General features: G+C 67.6%; 19 protein-coding genes and 2 pseudogenes. 8 read left to right on the top strand and 13 right to left on the bottom strand.

The features are described from left to right. Positions 1-506: 506 nt before the first annotated feature. From M3E84_RS11125 to M3E84_RS11115, 3 genes are all read left to right on the top strand, one after another. Entirely contained in the window at positions 507-965 is a 459-nt protein-coding gene (locus M3E84_RS11125; protein ID WP_144999077.1) for a hypothetical protein, read from the top strand. 184 nt (positions 966-1,149) lie between these two features. Next, entirely contained in the window at positions 1,150-1,545 is a 396-nt protein-coding gene (locus M3E84_RS11120; protein ID WP_144999075.1) for a hypothetical protein, read from the top strand. A gap of 149 nt (positions 1,546-1,694) precedes the next feature. Then, entirely contained in the window at positions 1,695-2,168 is a 474-nt protein-coding gene (locus M3E84_RS11115; RefSeq protein ID WP_259896261.1) for a GNAT family N-acetyltransferase, read from the top strand. Positions 2,169-2,221: 53 nt separating this feature from the next. Here the strand turns inward: M3E84_RS11115 and M3E84_RS11110 are convergent, their stop codons facing one another. The 5 genes from M3E84_RS11110 to M3E84_RS11090 all read right to left on the bottom strand — a co-directional run bounded on the left by M3E84_RS11110 (position 2,222) and on the right by M3E84_RS11090 (position 5,774). Continuing rightward, positions 2,222-3,064 carry a bile acid:sodium symporter gene (locus M3E84_RS11110; RefSeq protein ID WP_311200470.1) on the bottom strand — a complete coding sequence of 281 codons (843 nt, stop codon included), beginning with the start codon at positions 3,062-3,064 and terminating at the stop codon, positions 2,222-2,224. 228 nt (positions 3,065-3,292) lie between these two features. Continuing rightward, entirely contained in the window at positions 3,293-3,937 is a 645-nt protein-coding gene (locus M3E84_RS11105; RefSeq protein WP_144999071.1) for a vitamin K epoxide reductase family protein, read from the bottom strand. Between the two features lie 53 nt (positions 3,938-3,990). Next, positions 3,991-4,671, bottom strand: a complete 681-nt coding sequence (locus tag M3E84_RS11100; RefSeq protein ID WP_259896258.1) for a DsbA family protein — start codon at positions 4,669-4,671, stop codon at positions 3,991-3,993. A 63-nt stretch (positions 4,672-4,734) separates the two neighbouring features. After that, positions 4,735-5,430, bottom strand: a complete 696-nt coding sequence (locus tag M3E84_RS11095; RefSeq protein WP_396415617.1) for a cation transporter — start codon at positions 5,428-5,430, stop codon at positions 4,735-4,737. 11 nt (positions 5,431-5,441) lie between these two features. Continuing rightward, on the bottom strand, positions 5,442-5,774 hold the full coding sequence (locus M3E84_RS11090) for a helix-turn-helix transcriptional regulator (RefSeq protein WP_259896253.1): 333 nt from the start codon (positions 5,772-5,774) through the stop codon (positions 5,442-5,444). Between the two features lie 176 nt (positions 5,775-5,950). Here M3E84_RS11090 and M3E84_RS11085 point away from each other — a divergent pair. Further along, positions 5,951-6,701: pseudogene (locus M3E84_RS11085) on the top strand (cytochrome c biogenesis CcdA family protein). A gap of 90 nt (positions 6,702-6,791) precedes the next feature. Here the strand turns inward: M3E84_RS11085 and M3E84_RS11080 are convergent. From M3E84_RS11080 to arsB, 5 genes are all read right to left on the bottom strand, one after another. After that, entirely contained in the window at positions 6,792-7,388 is a 597-nt protein-coding gene (locus M3E84_RS11080) for a cadmium resistance transporter (RefSeq protein WP_144795079.1), read from the bottom strand. Continuing rightward, entirely contained in the window at positions 7,385-7,744 is a 360-nt protein-coding gene (locus tag M3E84_RS11075) for a helix-turn-helix transcriptional regulator (protein WP_144795077.1), read from the bottom strand. The genes M3E84_RS11080 and M3E84_RS11075 overlap by 4 nt, the downstream gene beginning before the upstream one ends. Before the next feature lie 98 nt (positions 7,745-7,842). Further along, positions 7,843-9,183: an FAD-dependent oxidoreductase gene (locus M3E84_RS11070; protein ID WP_144795075.1), complete on the bottom strand. Its 1,341-nt coding sequence runs from the start codon at positions 9,181-9,183 to the stop codon at positions 7,843-7,845. 25 nt (positions 9,184-9,208) lie between these two features. Further along, complete coding sequence (locus M3E84_RS11065) at positions 9,209-9,637, bottom strand: low molecular weight phosphatase family protein (protein ID WP_041102737.1); 429 nt, start codon at positions 9,635-9,637, stop codon at positions 9,209-9,211. A 23-nt stretch (positions 9,638-9,660) separates the two neighbouring features. Next, a complete protein-coding gene (gene arsB / locus M3E84_RS11060; RefSeq protein WP_144795073.1) occupies positions 9,661-10,752 on the bottom strand; it encodes an ACR3 family arsenite efflux transporter in 1,092 nt (363 codons plus the stop codon). A gap of 82 nt (positions 10,753-10,834) precedes the next feature. Here arsB and M3E84_RS11055 point away from each other — a divergent pair, with 82 nt between their 5' ends. The 3 genes and pseudogenes from M3E84_RS11055 to M3E84_RS11045 all read left to right on the top strand — a co-directional run bounded on the left by M3E84_RS11055 (position 10,835) and on the right by M3E84_RS11045 (position 12,413). Further along, positions 10,835-11,200 (top strand): helix-turn-helix transcriptional regulator, encoded by a 366-nt coding sequence (locus M3E84_RS11055; RefSeq protein ID WP_010080056.1) that lies wholly within the window; start codon positions 10,835-10,837, stop codon positions 11,198-11,200. Between the two features lie 28 nt (positions 11,201-11,228). Next, a pseudogene (locus tag M3E84_RS11050) lies at positions 11,229-11,596 on the top strand (arsenate reductase ArsC); the annotation flags it as partial. A gap of 421 nt (positions 11,597-12,017) precedes the next feature. Continuing rightward, entirely contained in the window at positions 12,018-12,413 is a 396-nt protein-coding gene (locus M3E84_RS11045; protein ID WP_259896247.1) for a class I SAM-dependent methyltransferase, read from the top strand. On the opposite strand, the gene M3E84_RS11040 is transcribed toward M3E84_RS11045, so the two are convergent. Beyond that, complete coding sequence (locus M3E84_RS11040; RefSeq protein ID WP_058870809.1) at positions 12,324-13,274, bottom strand: IS3 family transposase; 951 nt, start codon at positions 13,272-13,274, stop codon at positions 12,324-12,326. The two genes, M3E84_RS11045 and M3E84_RS11040, sit on opposite strands and share 90 nt — an antisense overlap. Then, entirely contained in the window at positions 13,271-13,588 is a 318-nt protein-coding gene (locus tag M3E84_RS11035) for a helix-turn-helix domain-containing protein (RefSeq protein WP_010080477.1), read from the bottom strand. The genes M3E84_RS11040 and M3E84_RS11035 overlap by 4 nt, the downstream gene beginning before the upstream one ends. Between M3E84_RS11035 and M3E84_RS12525 the strand changes: the two genes are divergently transcribed. Beyond that, the gene (locus M3E84_RS12525) at positions 13,498-13,809 is read left to right on the top strand and encodes an integrase core domain-containing protein (RefSeq protein ID WP_396415616.1); all 312 of its coding nucleotides are present in this window, start codon (positions 13,498-13,500) and stop codon (positions 13,807-13,809) included. The genes M3E84_RS11035 and M3E84_RS12525 overlap by 91 nt on opposite strands. Positions 13,810-14,012: 203 nt before the next feature. Here the strand turns inward: M3E84_RS12525 and M3E84_RS11025 are convergent. Further along, positions 14,013-14,301, bottom strand: a 289-nt coding sequence (locus M3E84_RS11025; protein WP_259896246.1) for an abortive infection family protein, incomplete at its 5' end; no start/stop codon positions are given.

The following is a 14,301-nucleotide window of genomic DNA, read 5'->3' as shown; positions in this document are numbered from 1 at the left end:
CGTACTGGGTGGGCGAGGGTCTGCGCCCGGAGCTGGCGCGTCGGGGCGTCCTGGCCCCCGGCCCCCCCGGGCCCCCCCCCCCCCCCCCGGGCCCCGCCCCCGGGGCTGGCAGGGGACTCCGCCCCTGCACCCCGCTGCGCACGCAGCCTCCGCTCCGCTCCGGCTGCGCACGCTTCTCCGTGAGAGGTCACCGGGACAGCCCACGACCGGGCCAGGGGCAAGGCAGCGCAGACAGGTTCACCGGGCCGAGGTGGTCACTTGGGATCGAGCAGGGACAAGCGCAGACGAGGTGAAAGCTCCCCCATCCGTGACACGTCAAGAAAGTGCCGGCGGGCGGCAGAGCCAAGACAGGCAGAGGCCGGGAGGTCGAGCGTCAGCGGCCCCGCGGATTTGCGAAAGGAATACACCCGCCTGGCTTGCATCGTGTCCATAGTAGGGTAGTATAGACAGTGCAAGAGGGGGCAGGACCAAGGCCCCTACCGCACACACCAGAAGGAGCCGGCACCATGACCCGCACCAAGAGCGCCGCCCGCAAGCTCGTCACCCAGCAGGACCGCATCGACTCCCTGAGTGAGTCGCTGTCCTCCGCCCGCCAGGACGCCATCCGCGCCCGTGACGAGCAGCGCCAGGCCGAGCGCGACCAGAGGCGAGCAGAGCGCGAGCTCGCCAACGCGGAAATGCGCCTGCGCCGCTCCCGCCGCGACGAGGCCGAGGCGATGGCCCGTCAGCAGGACCACCTCAGCGCCCTGGCTGACGAGCAGCGCGTCATCGAGCGGTTCACCGGCCAGCCGGAGGACATGGCCGAGTTCGTGGAGCAGGCCGCGCAGCGCGGCGCGCTGATCCGCGCCGACCTCGGAGAGCTGGTCGCGGACGTGACCCCCGACGAGGCGGACCACGCCCTGAGCGACACCGGGAGCATGGCGACGTTCGAGGTGCTGGCGATGGTCCAGCCGCCGCGCGGCTGAGCACGAGCACCCTGCCCCTAACCGGCAGTAGGTTCCCGTAGTGGAGGCCGGCTGCTCCGGGCAGAGAGATGGCCCCGTCGCATCACGACCAAGTGGCGACGGGGCCGGAACGGCTAGGGGCCGTTCTCACACACCCAAAAGGGCATCCCCAGGATAACTCCCATCACCGAGAGGACCACCCACTATGAGCAGCCCCGAGACCCTGCACGAGCTGGCGCAGGCCGTTCGAGACTTGGACGAGCAGCGCCGCGAGGCGATCCAGCGCCGTGACGCCGCGATCCGTGCCGCCCGCCGCGACGGCGCGCGCCCGGTTGACCTCAACCGCTCCACACAGCTCCACCCACAGGTGGTCCTTCGGATCATCGGAGCCGCGCAGCCGGAGCCGGAGCCCGGCGACGTGGCCGAGCTGTCCGAGGCAGCCCGCACGGCAACCGCACGCCACGAGGATGCCCTCACGCGCCGCAATGCCGAGATCCGCGCCGCCGTCGATAGCGGCGCGAAGATCACGGACGTGATCAAGAGCACCGGCCTCAGCCGGTCCGCCGTCCACGTCATCCGCACGAGTGCCACAACCCACTGACACCCGGCCATTCTGGCGAGCCGGTTGTGGCAAGGGTTGTGGCACGCAGGAGCAGCCGAAATCAGCCACCGCAGACCAGTAGCGCGCAGCGCGCCACAAACGACCGTTTACGGCACAGCCGCGATGGCGGGTGGCGCTAGCGTGGGCGCATGGATGTGCGAGTAAACGTAGAGCGTGGCGAGCTCGCGGACGTGCCGGGGGCGCAAGCGGTCTTAGCGGAGGCTCGCCAATGGTTGGCTGACCGGTCAATCGACCAGTGGCGAGACCCCTTGCCTGACCGGGTGATCGAGGAAGACGTGCGCCGCGGGAGGTTGTTCGTGGTCCGTGCGGATGGGGGCCTGGCTGGGATGCTTTCGATAGCTCACTCAGATGAGGACACCTGGGGGCCGGATTCGGCCAGCGCGCTCTACGTGCACCGGCTCGCCGTGGCGCATCGGTACCGAGGGGCGCAGCTCGGCCGCAAGCTCCTTCGCTGGGCGCGCACGTATGTGACTGTTCGGGATAGATGGCGGCGGTCTGATGAAGATAACTGGCGGCAGCAGAATCCGAACGAAGATGGTCGGCGCGCCGGAATGGCAGGTCTGTGGGCTGCGCATGCAGAGCACCTCTACAGCACCATCTGATGGCAGAAATAGTGGGAGGCAGTTTCACCGACTCGATGTTGGGGCGTGCGCCCCTATGGCGGATTGAGCGCTTCGGGCCGGCGCGGAACCAGGCGGGGGATCAGGCGCACGAAGATGACCATGCCGACCAGTTCCACCAAAGTCTGAGTGACCACTACCAGCGGTGTCAGCGCCAGGGAGGCCGGCAGGGCCAGGGCCAGGGGGAGGACGACCAGGGAGTTGCGGGTGGCCGCGCTGAAGACCAGGGCGCGGGTGGCCGGCATGTCCAGGCGGGCAACCCGGGCGGCGACCAGGCCGATCGGAACCATGAGCACGAGGAAGGCCACGTAGAGCGGCACTACCGTGATCAGGGTGGTCAGTTCTTCGCCGACCCCGCGGATCTGAGAGGCGATCACGATGACCAGGGTCGCCATCATCAGCGGCACCATCCCCGCACTCATGGCCGCAGTGATCCGGCGGGCGGCCACGGCCTGGGGCGCGGCCCACTGCACGGCGGCCGCCGCGGCCAGCGGCAGCACGATCAGAAACAGGAACGCTTCCACGAACGGGGCGATCTCCACCCGCGCCACCGTCTCGGCTCCGACGAAGGCCCACAGATAACCCGGCAGCAGCAGCATCTGGGCCAGCATCAGCACCGGGGCCGCAGCCAGCAGGCGGTCGGCGGCGCCACCAGCCAGCCCGGAGAAGACGATCACGTAGTCCACGCACGGGGTCAGCAGCACCAGCAGCACCCCCAGCAGCAGCGCCTGGTGGCCGGCCACGACCCGGGACAGCCCGAAGACCACCACAGGGACGATGAGGAAGTTCACCACCAATACCGCGCCCAGGAACCGCAAGTCAGTGAAGGCCCGCCCGATCGCGGTGAAGGGCACCGCCAGGAACGTGGCAAACAGCAACAGCCCCAGTACCGGGTTGATCGCCGCTTCCAGGGCAGAGGTCCCGGGGATCCACCCACCACCCGGCCAAGGCCCCGGCGACGATCGCCAGCACGTAGAGGGCGATCTGGCGGCGCTCCAGCCATTCCACAGCGGGAGTCCTGTTCATTCGTCTTTCCTTTGGAACGTGGTGGGGCGGGCCCCGGCCCGGTCTAGTTCCGGGGTTCTTTCACGGTGGCCGGGCCGGGATCAGAGGCCGGTGAAGACGGTAAAAAAGCGGAAGAACACCGAGGCCGCCACGGCCACGTAGGCGATGGCTACCAGGGTCCAGGCCCAGTCGGAGGCGAAGTGCACCAACCTGGCCGGGGCGGGAATGACGCCGTGGACGAGGTTGCGCACGGTCAGCAGGATGAACAGCGGAATCATCGCCGCCCACACGATCATGCAGTACAGGCACAGGATGTAGATCGAGAACAACGCCTGAGACCACAGCCAGATCACGAACACCGTGCCGGCGATGACTCCGACTTGCAGACCCACCCAGTACCACCGCCCGAACTGGGCCCCGGAGAGGGCAGCCATGGCGGTGGTGATGACCACGGCGAAGGCGACGATGCCGATCAGCGGGTTGGGGAAGCCGAACAGCTCCGACTGCCAGGTGCTCATGACCTGTCCGCAGGACACCCAGGGGTTGATATCGCAGCTGGTCACGTGGTTCGGGTCGCGGTAGAGCTGAAGGCGTTCGAGCACCAGGATGCCTGAGGCGATCCATCCGATCACCCCGGACACCAGCATGACCAGAGCGAAAGGGCGGCGGCGGGCGAAACCGGGTAGGCCCGTCTCGGCAGCTGGCTCGGGATTCTGGGGGCGAGCGATGGTGGTCTGATCGGTCATGACGGTTTCCCTGAAGGTGCGGTGCGGGCGGGGGCGGTCGCTGAACGAGTGGGTCAGTCGGCGGCGGCGGCCTCAACCTCGGCCCGGAACTCCTCCAAGGACTCGGGATTGAGGACTTCCCCGTCGAGGTAGAACGTCGGGGTCCCGCCCACGCCCAAGGCCTCGCCATCGGCCACATCCAGCTCAACCCGCTCCTGGGTAGCTGGATCGGCCACCGCGGCATCGAAGGCAGCCATGTCCAGGCCCATGTCTTCGGCGAAGCCGCGGAAGACCGCGCTCTTGTCCTCGGCCGACTCCCCCCACTGGGCCTGGGTCTCGTACATGCGCTGGTACATCGCCTCGTACTGGTCCTGTTGGGCGGCGGCCTCCACGGCCACGGCGGCGTTCATGGAGTTGCGGTGACCCGGCAACGGGAAATAGCGGTGAACGAAGGTGACGGTGTCGGCATGGTCCACGCGCAGCTCCTCGATGAAGGGGTAAGCGGCCCGGCAGGACTCGCACTCATAGTCCAGGAACTCCACCAGCACAGCTTGTTCGTTTGGGGCTTGGGAGAGCACCTGGCTGTTCTCGCGTACCACCTGGCCGGCGTCTTCGGGTGCGGCCGCGGTGGAGCCGACCCGGGCGGCGACAAAGGCGATTACAGCTGCGATCACGACGGCGGCCAGGACCACCCAGACAGCGACCTTGGCCGTCGGGGACTTCCCCTGGCCGGAGGTGGGGGAGGTAGTGCTCACAGGAGGTATCCGTTCTGTGCTCGGGCGGGATCGTGGGACTCATGAACCGGCGCGGAATGGGAATCAGTGGGCGCAGCAGGAGCAGCCCGAGCCGCACCCGTCAGCGCAGCCCTCGCCGTCCTCGTTCAAGAGAACGGTCACGGGGGCGCAGCAGGCCTCCCCGCGCCAGGCCTCCAGGCCTTCCTTGAGCGCAAAGGCGGCGATCACCAGGGCGGCCAGGGGGTCGGCCCAGGACCAGCCCAGGGCGCTGTTGAGGACCAGGCCCACCAGCAGCACCGCCGAGAGGTAGGTGCAGATCAGGGTCTGCTTGGAGTCGGCCACTGCCGAGGCGGAGCCGAGTTCCCGCCCGGTGCGGCGCTCGAACCAGGACAAGAACGGCATGATGGCCAGGCTCGCGGCGGCCAGCGCGATCCCCACCGGGGAGTGCTCCGGCTCCGCGGCCCCGGCCAGGGCGCGCACCGCATCCACGGTGACGAAGGCGGCCAGGACGAAGAAGGAGAACGCGATCACCCGCAGCGCGATCTTCTCCCGGCGGTGCGGGTCCGGGGCGGCGAACTGCCAGGCCACCGCCGCCGCGGAGAGGACCTCCACGATGGAGTCCAGGCCGAAGCCGATCAGGGCCGAGGAGGAGGCCACGGTCCCGGCGGCCAAGGCGATGACCGCCTCGATGACGTTGTAGGTGATGGTGCCGGCCACGATCCAGCGGATCCGGCGGTGCAGGACCGCGCGGCGATCGGCCGTGAGGGGGCGGGCACTCATGGTCGAAGCGCTCATGTGCAGGTGCAGCCTTCCGCCGAGCAGCAATCCGGGTCGAGGGTGAGGGTCAGTTCCAGCAGGTCCCCGAGGGCCTGGCCCAGTCGGGGCTCGGCCAGGACGTACCAGACGTTGCGGCCTTCGGCGGTGGCGGTGACCAGACCGCAGCCGCGCAGGCAGGCCAGCTGGTTGGACATCACCTGCTTGGAGACCCCCAAGGCCCCGGCCAGTTCCGAGGGCCGGGCTGGGGCTTCTCGCAGAGCCAGCAGGATCCGAGTCCGGGTGTCATCCGATAAGGCGTGGCCCAGCCGTGACAGCACCGAGGTGTGGGTGAGGGTCGCGGTGCTCATGCCCAGGACAGTACAGCATCATGTGTAACATTGCCGGGTGCCGCCCACCCGGCGGCCGACTCTACCGCCCGACCCCAGGAGGTCCGCGCCACCGTGCCCACCCCCGAAGCCCTTTGTCCCGAACCTGCCCGACGTTCGCCTTCTGCGCTGCGCGATGGCCCGGGGAGGAGGCTGGTGTGAGCATCGGGAATTACTTCGCCGAGATGGTGAATTCCGGGGCCCTGCTCATCGCCGCACCGCTGGCGATGATCGCTGGGATCGTGTCCTTCCTGTCCCCGTGCATCTTGCCTCTGGTGCCCGGCTACCTCGGCTACGTCTCTGGGCTGACCGATCCCACCCACCCGGACAACCGCCGGCGGGTGCTGGCCGGGGTCGGGCTGTTCATCCTGGGTTTCGCTGCGGTCTTCACCCTCTACGGCGCCGCGTTCGGCACTATCGGGTACTGGCTGGTGCGCTGGCAGGACCCGCTGATCCGCGTCCTGGGCGTGATGATGATCGTGATGGGCCTGGCCATGGTCGGTAAGTTCTCCTTCCTCCAACGCACTCTCAAGCCGAACCTGGCCCCCCCGGACTGGTCTGGCCGGGGCCCCGGTGCTCGGAGTGGTCTTCGGGCTGGGCTGGACCCCCTGCATGGGCCCCACCCTGAGCGCAGTGCTGGCCCTGAGCACTACCACCGGTGGCGCCTGGCGGGGGGCGTTGCTGGGCTTCATCTACTGCCTGGGCCTGGGTATCCCGTTCCTGCTGACCGCTGCGGGCATCAACTGGGTCACCAGCGCCTTGAGCTTCATCCGCCGCAACATCCGGGTGTTCAACATCATCGGTGGATCCCTGCTGGTGGTGGTTGGGGTCTTGATGGTCTCCGGGCTCTGGATGCTGTGGATATACCATCTGCAGAGCCTGGCCGGAACCTTTACCACTCCCGTCTGACCCTCCGGGCCCCGCTGGTCCGTCACCGCTTGGTGACGGACCAGCATGACGCGGTAGGCGGGCCCGGTTCGGCGGGAGGGTTGGGCGTGATTAGAGGCCGAAGGCTCCACCGCTGACCAGGATGAAGACCCCCAGGCCGATCAACACGATCGGGAACAGGATGTGCTCCCAGCGTTCCAGGACCTCGGCGATCGGCCGGCGAGTGGCGACGAACTTGGCCAGACCCACCAGCACCGCCACCAGCAGCAGGAACACGATGCAGTACGCGACCACGGCTCCCGGGCCCACGCTGAGGAAGACCGGGACGTAGACGCCGATGTTGTCCCCGCCGTTAGCGAAGGTCACCCCGGCCACCGTCCACACGGCGACGTTCTTGCCCTCGATCTTGGCGTCATCGTCATCGTCACCGCCGCGCCAGGCGTTCCATGCCGCCCACAGCCCCAGGCCTAACGGGATGAGCCCGAAGTAGGGGATGACTTCCGGGGGCAAGAACGCCCCGGCCCCCAGCGACACGAGCACGGCCGCGCCCAGGATGCCGGCGAACCCGAGGTACTGCCCGATCAGGATCCGGGCGGTGGTCCCGCGCTGGCCCGCGCCGCGGGCGAAGAACAGCGAGAGCACGATGATGTCGTCGATGTTCGTGACCAGGAACAGACCGATCGCCTGCAGAACCGAGGACAGGATCACGCGCCCACCCCCTTCTCGCAGCAGCCGGGCACGGAGCAGGCCGGGTCCAGGCACGGGGCACTCTCATCCACCGCGAGGGTGACCTCGACCAGAGCAGCCAGCGCCCGCGCCAGGTGTGCATCGGCGATCTCGTACCGGATCTGGCGGCCCTCGGCCACGGCGACCGCGATCCCGCAGTCCCGCAAGCACGCCAGGTGGTTCGATACGTTCGATCGGGTCAGCCCCAAGTCCCGCGCCAGTTCGGCCGGGTAGGCCGGCCGTTCCAGCAAGGTCATCAGGATCCGCGACCGGGTGGGGTCGGCCATCGCTCGGCCCAGCCGGTTCATCACGTCAACACGAGAGGCAATAGTCAGCATTCACTGAACTATACAGTATGAGCTGAATTTACAGTGTCGCCTCGTAAAGCTATACCCCAGCGGGGCGGCACAGAACGTCGTGCCGTCCCGCTGTTTGCTCATCGGCCGACGGAGAGCTCGATCAGTTGCGGGCTGCTGCAGCAGGCGTCGCCGGCTGGGGCTGGGGCGTCGCAGCTGCCGCCGAGGTCGGTGGTGCATACGCCGGTCTCGGGTAGTTCGAGGTGGACTGCGTCGGCTGCCTTGCGGTCGCCGGCCAGGGCTGCTGCGATGGAGCGGACCTGTTCGTAGCCGGTGGCCATGAGGAAGGTGGGGGCGCGGCCGTAGCTCTTCATGCCGACGATGTAGAAGTTCGTCTCCGGGTGGGCGAGGACTCGCTCACCGTGAGGCTCGACGGATCCGCAGGAGTGGAACTCGGGATCGATCAGCGGCCCCAGCTGGGACGGTGCTTCGACGGCCGGGTCCAGGGCCAGGCGGAGTTCGGAGAGCATTCCGAGATCAGGGCGGAACCCGGTGGCGGGCACCAGCACATCGACGCTCACTTCTCGCTCCCCGTCCGGGGTCACAGCGTGGACGGTCAACGTGTCGTCGGCTCTGAAGCGAGTGATGGTGAAGGAGGTGAGGACCTCGATGCGTCCGGAGTCGACCAGCTGGCGCAGTCGCGAGCCGAGCGCTCCTCGAGCTGCGAGTTCGTCCTGGTCGCCGCCCCCGTAGACGCGGGTGAGGTCTGCGGTGCGAGCGGCCCAAATGATGGTGGTGTCGGCCTCCAGGTCCGCGAGGTCCAGCAGGGTATTGGCGGCTGAGTGGCCGGCACCGGTCACCATGACTCGCTTGCCGGCGAAACGGGCACGGTCGCGGCCCTGCACGTCAGGCAGCGGCGCGGTGATGTGGCCCGCGGCGTGGGCCTGCTGCTCGCCGGGAGCAAGGAGCCCGGCCTGTCCGAGGGGGTTGGGCGTGGACCAGGTGCCGGAGGCGTCGATGACCGCGGAGGCGAGCACGTCTTCGCTGTGCCCGTCAGCGGTCTCGATTCGGACGAGGAAGGGGGTCTCCTCGCGGCGTGTGGTGCGGGTTCTGTCCATGCCTGCTCGGGAGACCGCGGTGACGCGTGCGTCGTAGCGGATCGACTCGGCCAGCTGGGGTAGCTGGGCGAGGGGCTCGAGGTACTGCTCTCGCAGTTCGTGACCGGTCGGCAGGGCGTCAGCGTCGGGAGCGGTCCAGCCGTCGGCCTCGAGGAGACGCTGCGCAGCGGCATCGAGGTTGTACTGCCACGGCGAGAAGAGCCGCGTGTGCCCCCACTCGGCGATCGCGGCTCCTGCCGCGGTCCCGGCCTCGAGGATCAGGAACGGCAGTCCGCGCTCAGCGAGGTGGGCAGCGGCGGCAAGGCCGATGGGGCCAGCGCCGATGACGACAATGGGATGTGAGTTCGTTGCGGTGGTCAACATGATGAGTCTCCTTGTTGCGGGGCGGTCAGTTCGCGGTGCCGGTGAGGTCGGTCAGGAGCTTGCGGACGTGGGTGTCGATGTCGTCGCGCACCAGGCGCATGCGCTCCATCCCTTCGATGCCCCGCTGGGAGGGTTCATCGGTGTGCCAGGTCGTGACCGGTGCGGTCATGCCCTCGACGGGTTTGATGACGGCTTCGTCGCCGATGACGATCACCTGATCGACACGGCGCAGTAGCTCCGGGGTGACCGGTTGCGGGACGGCGGAGGACATGTCCGCGCCGACCTCGGCGATCGCTTCGGTGGACTGGGCATTGAGGGCGGTGCCGGGGCGGGTGCCGGCGGAGTGGACCTCGATCGCGTCACCGGCGTGGTGGCGCATCAGGGCGGCCGCCATCTGGGACTTGCCGCCGTTCTTCACGCAGACGAACAGGACTGAAGGGCGCTTCGTGGTCATCGGGAGGACATCCTTCTGTGGGGTTATCGGGTGGGGGCGGTGGTGTCGCCGGGGAACAGGCGCCGCCCCATAGCGAGGGCGACGTAGACGAGGGCGACGAGGACGGGGACTTCGATCAGCGGGCCGACGACGCCGGCGAGGGCCTGGCCGGAGGTGACGCCGAAGGTGCCGATGGCGACGGCGATGGCGAGCTCGAAGTTGTTGCCCGAGGCGGTGAAAGCGACGGTGGTGGACTTCGCGTAGTCGAGGCCGATCGCGCGGCCGAGCAGGAAGGACCCCAGGAACATGACGACGAAGTAGACCAGCAGCGGCAGGGCGATGCGGGCCACGTCTACCGGTGCGGAGATGATCGCGTCGCCCTGGAGGGCGAACAGCAGCACGATGGTGAACAGCAGCCCGTACAGCGCCCAGGGACCGATCTTCGGGAGGAACCGCTCCTCGTACCAGGTCCGACCCTTGGCTCGCTCCCCGAGGATGCGGGTAAGGAACCCTGCGACCAGCGGGATCCCGAGGAAGATCAGCACGCTGAGGACGATCGCGCCGATCGAGAACTCGGCCGACGTGGTCGGCAGCCCCACCCAGGACGGCAGCGCCTGGAGGTAGAACCAGCCCAGGGCACCGAAGGCGATCACCTGGAAGACGGAGTTGATCGCGACCAGCACGGCGGCAGCCTCACGGTCACCGCAGGCGAGGTCGTTCCAGATGAGGACCATCGCGATGCAGCGTGCGAGCCCGACGATGATCAGGCCGGTGCGGTACTCCGGAAGGTCGGCCAGAAAGATCCAGGCCAGGGCGAACATGAGTGCCGGGCCGACGATCCAGTTCAGCACCAGCGAGGTCACCAGCAGGCGTCGGTCCGCGCCGATGCGCCGGGTCTCGTCGTAGCGGACCTTCGCCAGGACCGGGTACATCATCACCAGCAGTCCGATCGCAATAGGCACGGACACGGATCCGATCTTCACCGCTTCCAGCGCGGTGTTCAGGCCGGGGATGAACCGCCCCAGCAGGAGACCCACGGCCATGGCGGCCAGGATCCACACCGGGAGCCAGCGATCGAGGAAGGACATCTCCTTCATCACGCGGGGCTGCTCCACATCCTTGGTGGTCGTACTCATGAGGGGGGCTGAACCTTCCATCGACGGATATCGATGTGAACGCTATGCTTCACATCGATGACTGTCAATGTAAGGTGGGGGCATGTCCACGACGACCGCGATCACAGCTGCCGGGCTCGAGACGATGAACGGCCCTGAGGAGTGCTGCACGCTCTCAGCGGGGCCCGTCGACAGCGTCGAGGCCGAGAGGATCGCGTCCTTGCTCAAGGCGCTTTCCGATCCGACCCGTCTCCGGCTTCTATCCCATGTCGCTGCTCAGGGTTGCAATTCGGTCTGCGCTTGTGATCTCACCGAGCCGCTGGGTATCAGCCAGCCGACCGTGAGTCACCACATGAAGAAGCTCGTCGACGCTGGCCTGCTCACGCGCGAGCAGAAGGGCCGCTGGGCGCACTACTCCGTCGTACCGTCGGCTTTCGCCGAGCTCCGTTCCTTCCTCGACATCGCCTGAACCCCCGCCGCCGGCTTTGGAGATCCTCATGACCGCACGGCCCAGTGTCCAGGTCGTCTGCGTCCACAACGCCGGTCGTTCGCAGATGGCAGCCGGCTGGCTTCGTGAACTCGCCGGCGACCGCATCAAGGTCCGCTCCGCCGGGTCTGCACCCGCCGACACGATCAACCCCGCAGCCGTGGCCGCGATGGAGAGGTCGGGATCGACCTCTCCCACCAGGCGCCCAAGATTCTCACCCCGGAATCCGTCCAGGCCTCCGACGTCGTGATCACTATGGGCTGCGGTGACGCCTGCCCGTTCTACCCCGGAAAGCCTTACGAGGAATGGGAGCTCGACGATCCGGCCGGCAAGGGAATCGACGAGGTCCGCCCGGTTCGCGACGAGATCCGCGCTAGGGCCGAGGAGCTCATCGCCAGCCTCCGCCCCTGGGGCGCCGGCGACCCCCGTAGCACGGCGCCGCCGCCACGACACATCCTCGCCAGGGGCCCCGCCTACTGAGGCTTGATCACGCCCTACACACCATTGCCAGCGACCTCGCTCGCCCGCGCACCGGGATCCCCGCCAGATTCCGGAACCGCGCTCTCCCAATGCGTCCCACTAGGGGGAGGCCGTGCGCAACAGTTACGCAGTAGTCATTTACGGTTGTCGTTAGGGTCCGTTCGCGGACTTTTGCGACACATCCGTCGCACTGGGTATGGGTGGGCCACCACCATGACGTGTTGGCGAGGGTTGTGGCGAGGATCAGGTCTGCCACAAACGACCGTTTGTGCACCAGTTCCCTCGTGGTTGAGCGCGACGTTTTGGCAGACTTAGAGCCATGCCGGAAGCAGAGGAAGCTCTCACCAGGACCTCCTACAACGTTGTGGCCGACGTGTACGCCGACCACTTCCGTACCACCGAAGGCGAACAGCCCATCGACTTGGCCACGATCGACCACTTCGTCGCACTCCTGCACGAGCCTCGCGTGGTCCTGGATGCTGGCTGCGGGGCAGGGCGAATGCTGCCCTATTTGGCTGGGCGCGGATGCCACGCGGAGGGCATCGACCTCTCACCCAACATGGTCCGCAGGGCACGAGCCGACCACCCTGACTTCACCGTCGCCGAAGAGTTCCTCTGTCCCGCGTCAAGTAGTTGGCAGGATTTCCTTGGTTTTGAATGTCGGGGTGGTGGGGTCGGCCAGGCCCAGGTGCACCTCCTTGGGCCGGTTCCATGAGACGGCCTCGTGGGGCCGGAGCTCGTTGTACTCGATCCGGTAGTCCTCGGCCCGCTCGGCGAGCACGATCGCGTCGTCAATCTCGTCCAGGTAGAGCCGTTCGTACTTCAGCGTGCCGAAGCCGCGTTCACGGGACCCGTTCTGCCCCGGGGTCTTCACTCGGGTGCGCACGTGGTGTAGCTCGGGGTGGGCGGCGATGAAGGACTCGAAGCGGAAGGACCGGAACGGCCCGCCGTTGTCCGTCACGATGGTCACCACGGGCAACAGCTCACCGGTCTCGGGATCGACCGGGCAGGCCTCGACCAGCGGGTGACCGAACATGGCCTCGTAGTCGGCCAGGGCCAACTCGATCGCGTCGATCGCGTCGTGCTGGTTCCCGGTGGGCGAAACGTGGAAGGGGTGCTCGTACTTGGACCAGTAGTCCCGGCACCCGGCCAGCCGCCAGGTCCCTCCGGTGGTGGTCTCGAACTCGCTGAAGTCCAGCTGCCAGACTTGGTTCGGGCCTGAGGGCTCGGTGGCGAACGCGGCCTTGCGCCGCTCGGCCAGCTTCCGTCGCTCCCGTTGGTACTGCGCGGGCAGAATCAGCCCCTCGTCGCGCAGGATTCGCAGCACGGTCGCCTCGGAAACCACATGCCCGTCGTGGCGGACCATTGCCCAAATCTTCCGATGCCCCCACGCCGGATGGGCCAGCGCGTGCTTGACCACCAGTTCCCTGGCGGCCTGCCGTCCCGGTTGCGGCCACGGTCCCTTCACCGCCGTCCCGGTGCGGGCCTTGGCCTGCCAGCGGCGCCAGGTCCGCTCGGGCATGTCGAAGAGTTGGCAGAACCTCGCGGTCGACATGCCCGCTTCCACGCGGATCACCTCGAGGTCCTCGAAGGGCCCAGCCGGCCCTCCGCGGACTTCTTCCACACCCTGGCTTCCAGGTGTGCCTCGCCCAAGGCCTGGGTCAGCTCGGCGACCTCGGCCTCCAGCTGTTCCTCTCGGGAGGATGGTCCGGACCTGCCGGCCACCAGGGCGGTCTTGCCGGCTTCCAGGAACTCGGCCTTCCACCGTCCGATGGACTGCTCACTGACTTTCTCCTTGCGTGCCGCTTCGGCGATGGACATCTCGCCGGCCAGCACGCTCAGCACTATCCGGGTCTTCTTCTCCGCCGGAATCGAGGGTGGTCTACCCATGTCTGACTCTCCTTCAGGACCTACATAACGGCCCTGCCACTAAGTCTGACGCGCGGCACCTCTACGCCCGTAAGTGGGATTCAGAAGCCGAACGCGCTGCCGCGCTGAAAACGTGGAACCGGCACTACAACTATCACCGTCCCCACGGCGCTCACGACGGGCAACCGCCTGCCTCTGCAACACCGGCACGCGTCAACAACGTCATGGCCTCATACAACTAAGTGGCGCGAAAATCGCAGCACTAAGTGGCGAGACTCGTGCGCTGGTCGGCATTGGGGCGCGGCTTCGACGCCGCGCGGAGCGGCGGATTGGCGCGTGTGTGCGGCTGCCGTGCGAGGACCACCGCTATGAATTCTGGAGCAGCTCCGCCCTATGGGTCAGTGGCGAGACCTAGCCTGTCGCTGGTGCGACTCATCCGTCCTCGTCAAGCACGCCCCATTTGGCGGTCATGAGTCGCCAGCATTATCTCGGCGACCATCGTGGCCTGCCTAATCATGAACCGTGCCGCTTCCACGGACACGCCGCTCGGCAGCGTGCGACCGTGGCCTGTTCCATGGTCGTTGCGCAGCTCATTGATGGCATCGACCACCGTGCGGACTGCCTGATAAACCTTGCGCAGTTGCTTGCTGCCCTCCGTGGAGGCGTCGACCTGGACGGGCATGATGCCTAAGAGCTCCATGCTGACGGTCATCACCTCGGGCATGTCGATCCTG

Origin of the sequence: Kocuria sp. p3-SID1428 (assembly GCF_025149945.1) — a bacterium.
Lineage (GTDB): Bacteria > Actinomycetota > Actinomycetes > Actinomycetales > Micrococcaceae > Kocuria.
Note: the sequence above shows the minus strand (reverse complement) of the source record. Positions and strands in the feature narration are given on the sequence as shown.

Excerpts from the sequence above, each read along its gene's own strand:
- M3E84_RS11125 (WP_144999077.1), top strand. The coding sequence starts at position 507 with ATGACCCGCACCAAGAGCGCCGCCCGCAAGCTCGTCACCCAGCAGGAC.
- M3E84_RS11120 (WP_144999075.1), top strand. The coding sequence starts at position 1,150 with ATGAGCAGCCCCGAGACCCTGCACGAGCTGGCGCAGGCCGTTCGAGAC.
- M3E84_RS11115 (WP_259896261.1), top strand. The coding sequence starts at position 1,695 with ATGGATGTGCGAGTAAACGTAGAGCGTGGCGAGCTCGCGGACGTGCCG.
- M3E84_RS11105 (WP_144999071.1), bottom strand. The coding sequence starts at position 3,937 with ATGACCGATCAGACCACCATCGCTCGCCCCCAGAATCCCGAGCCAGCT.
- M3E84_RS11095 (WP_396415617.1), bottom strand. The coding sequence starts at position 5,430 with ATGAGTGCCCGCCCCCTCACGGCCGATCGCCGCGCGGTCCTGCACCGC.
- M3E84_RS11090 (WP_259896253.1), bottom strand. The coding sequence starts at position 5,774 with ATGAGCACCGCGACCCTCACCCACACCTCGGTGCTGTCACGGCTGGGC.
- M3E84_RS11075 (WP_144795077.1), bottom strand. The coding sequence starts at position 7,744 with ATGCTGACTATTGCCTCTCGTGTTGACGTGATGAACCGGCTGGGCCGA.
- M3E84_RS11070 (WP_144795075.1), bottom strand. The coding sequence starts at position 9,183 with ATGTTGACCACCGCAACGAACTCACATCCCATTGTCGTCATCGGCGCT.
- M3E84_RS11065 (WP_041102737.1), bottom strand. The coding sequence starts at position 9,637 with ATGACCACGAAGCGCCCTTCAGTCCTGTTCGTCTGCGTGAAGAACGGC.
- arsB (WP_144795073.1), bottom strand. The coding sequence starts at position 10,752 with ATGAGTACGACCACCAAGGATGTGGAGCAGCCCCGCGTGATGAAGGAG.
- M3E84_RS11055 (WP_010080056.1), top strand. The coding sequence starts at position 10,835 with ATGTCCACGACGACCGCGATCACAGCTGCCGGGCTCGAGACGATGAAC.
- M3E84_RS11045 (WP_259896247.1), top strand. The coding sequence starts at position 12,018 with ATGCCGGAAGCAGAGGAAGCTCTCACCAGGACCTCCTACAACGTTGTG.
- M3E84_RS11035 (WP_010080477.1), bottom strand. The coding sequence starts at position 13,588 with ATGGGTAGACCACCCTCGATTCCGGCGGAGAAGAAGACCCGGATAGTG.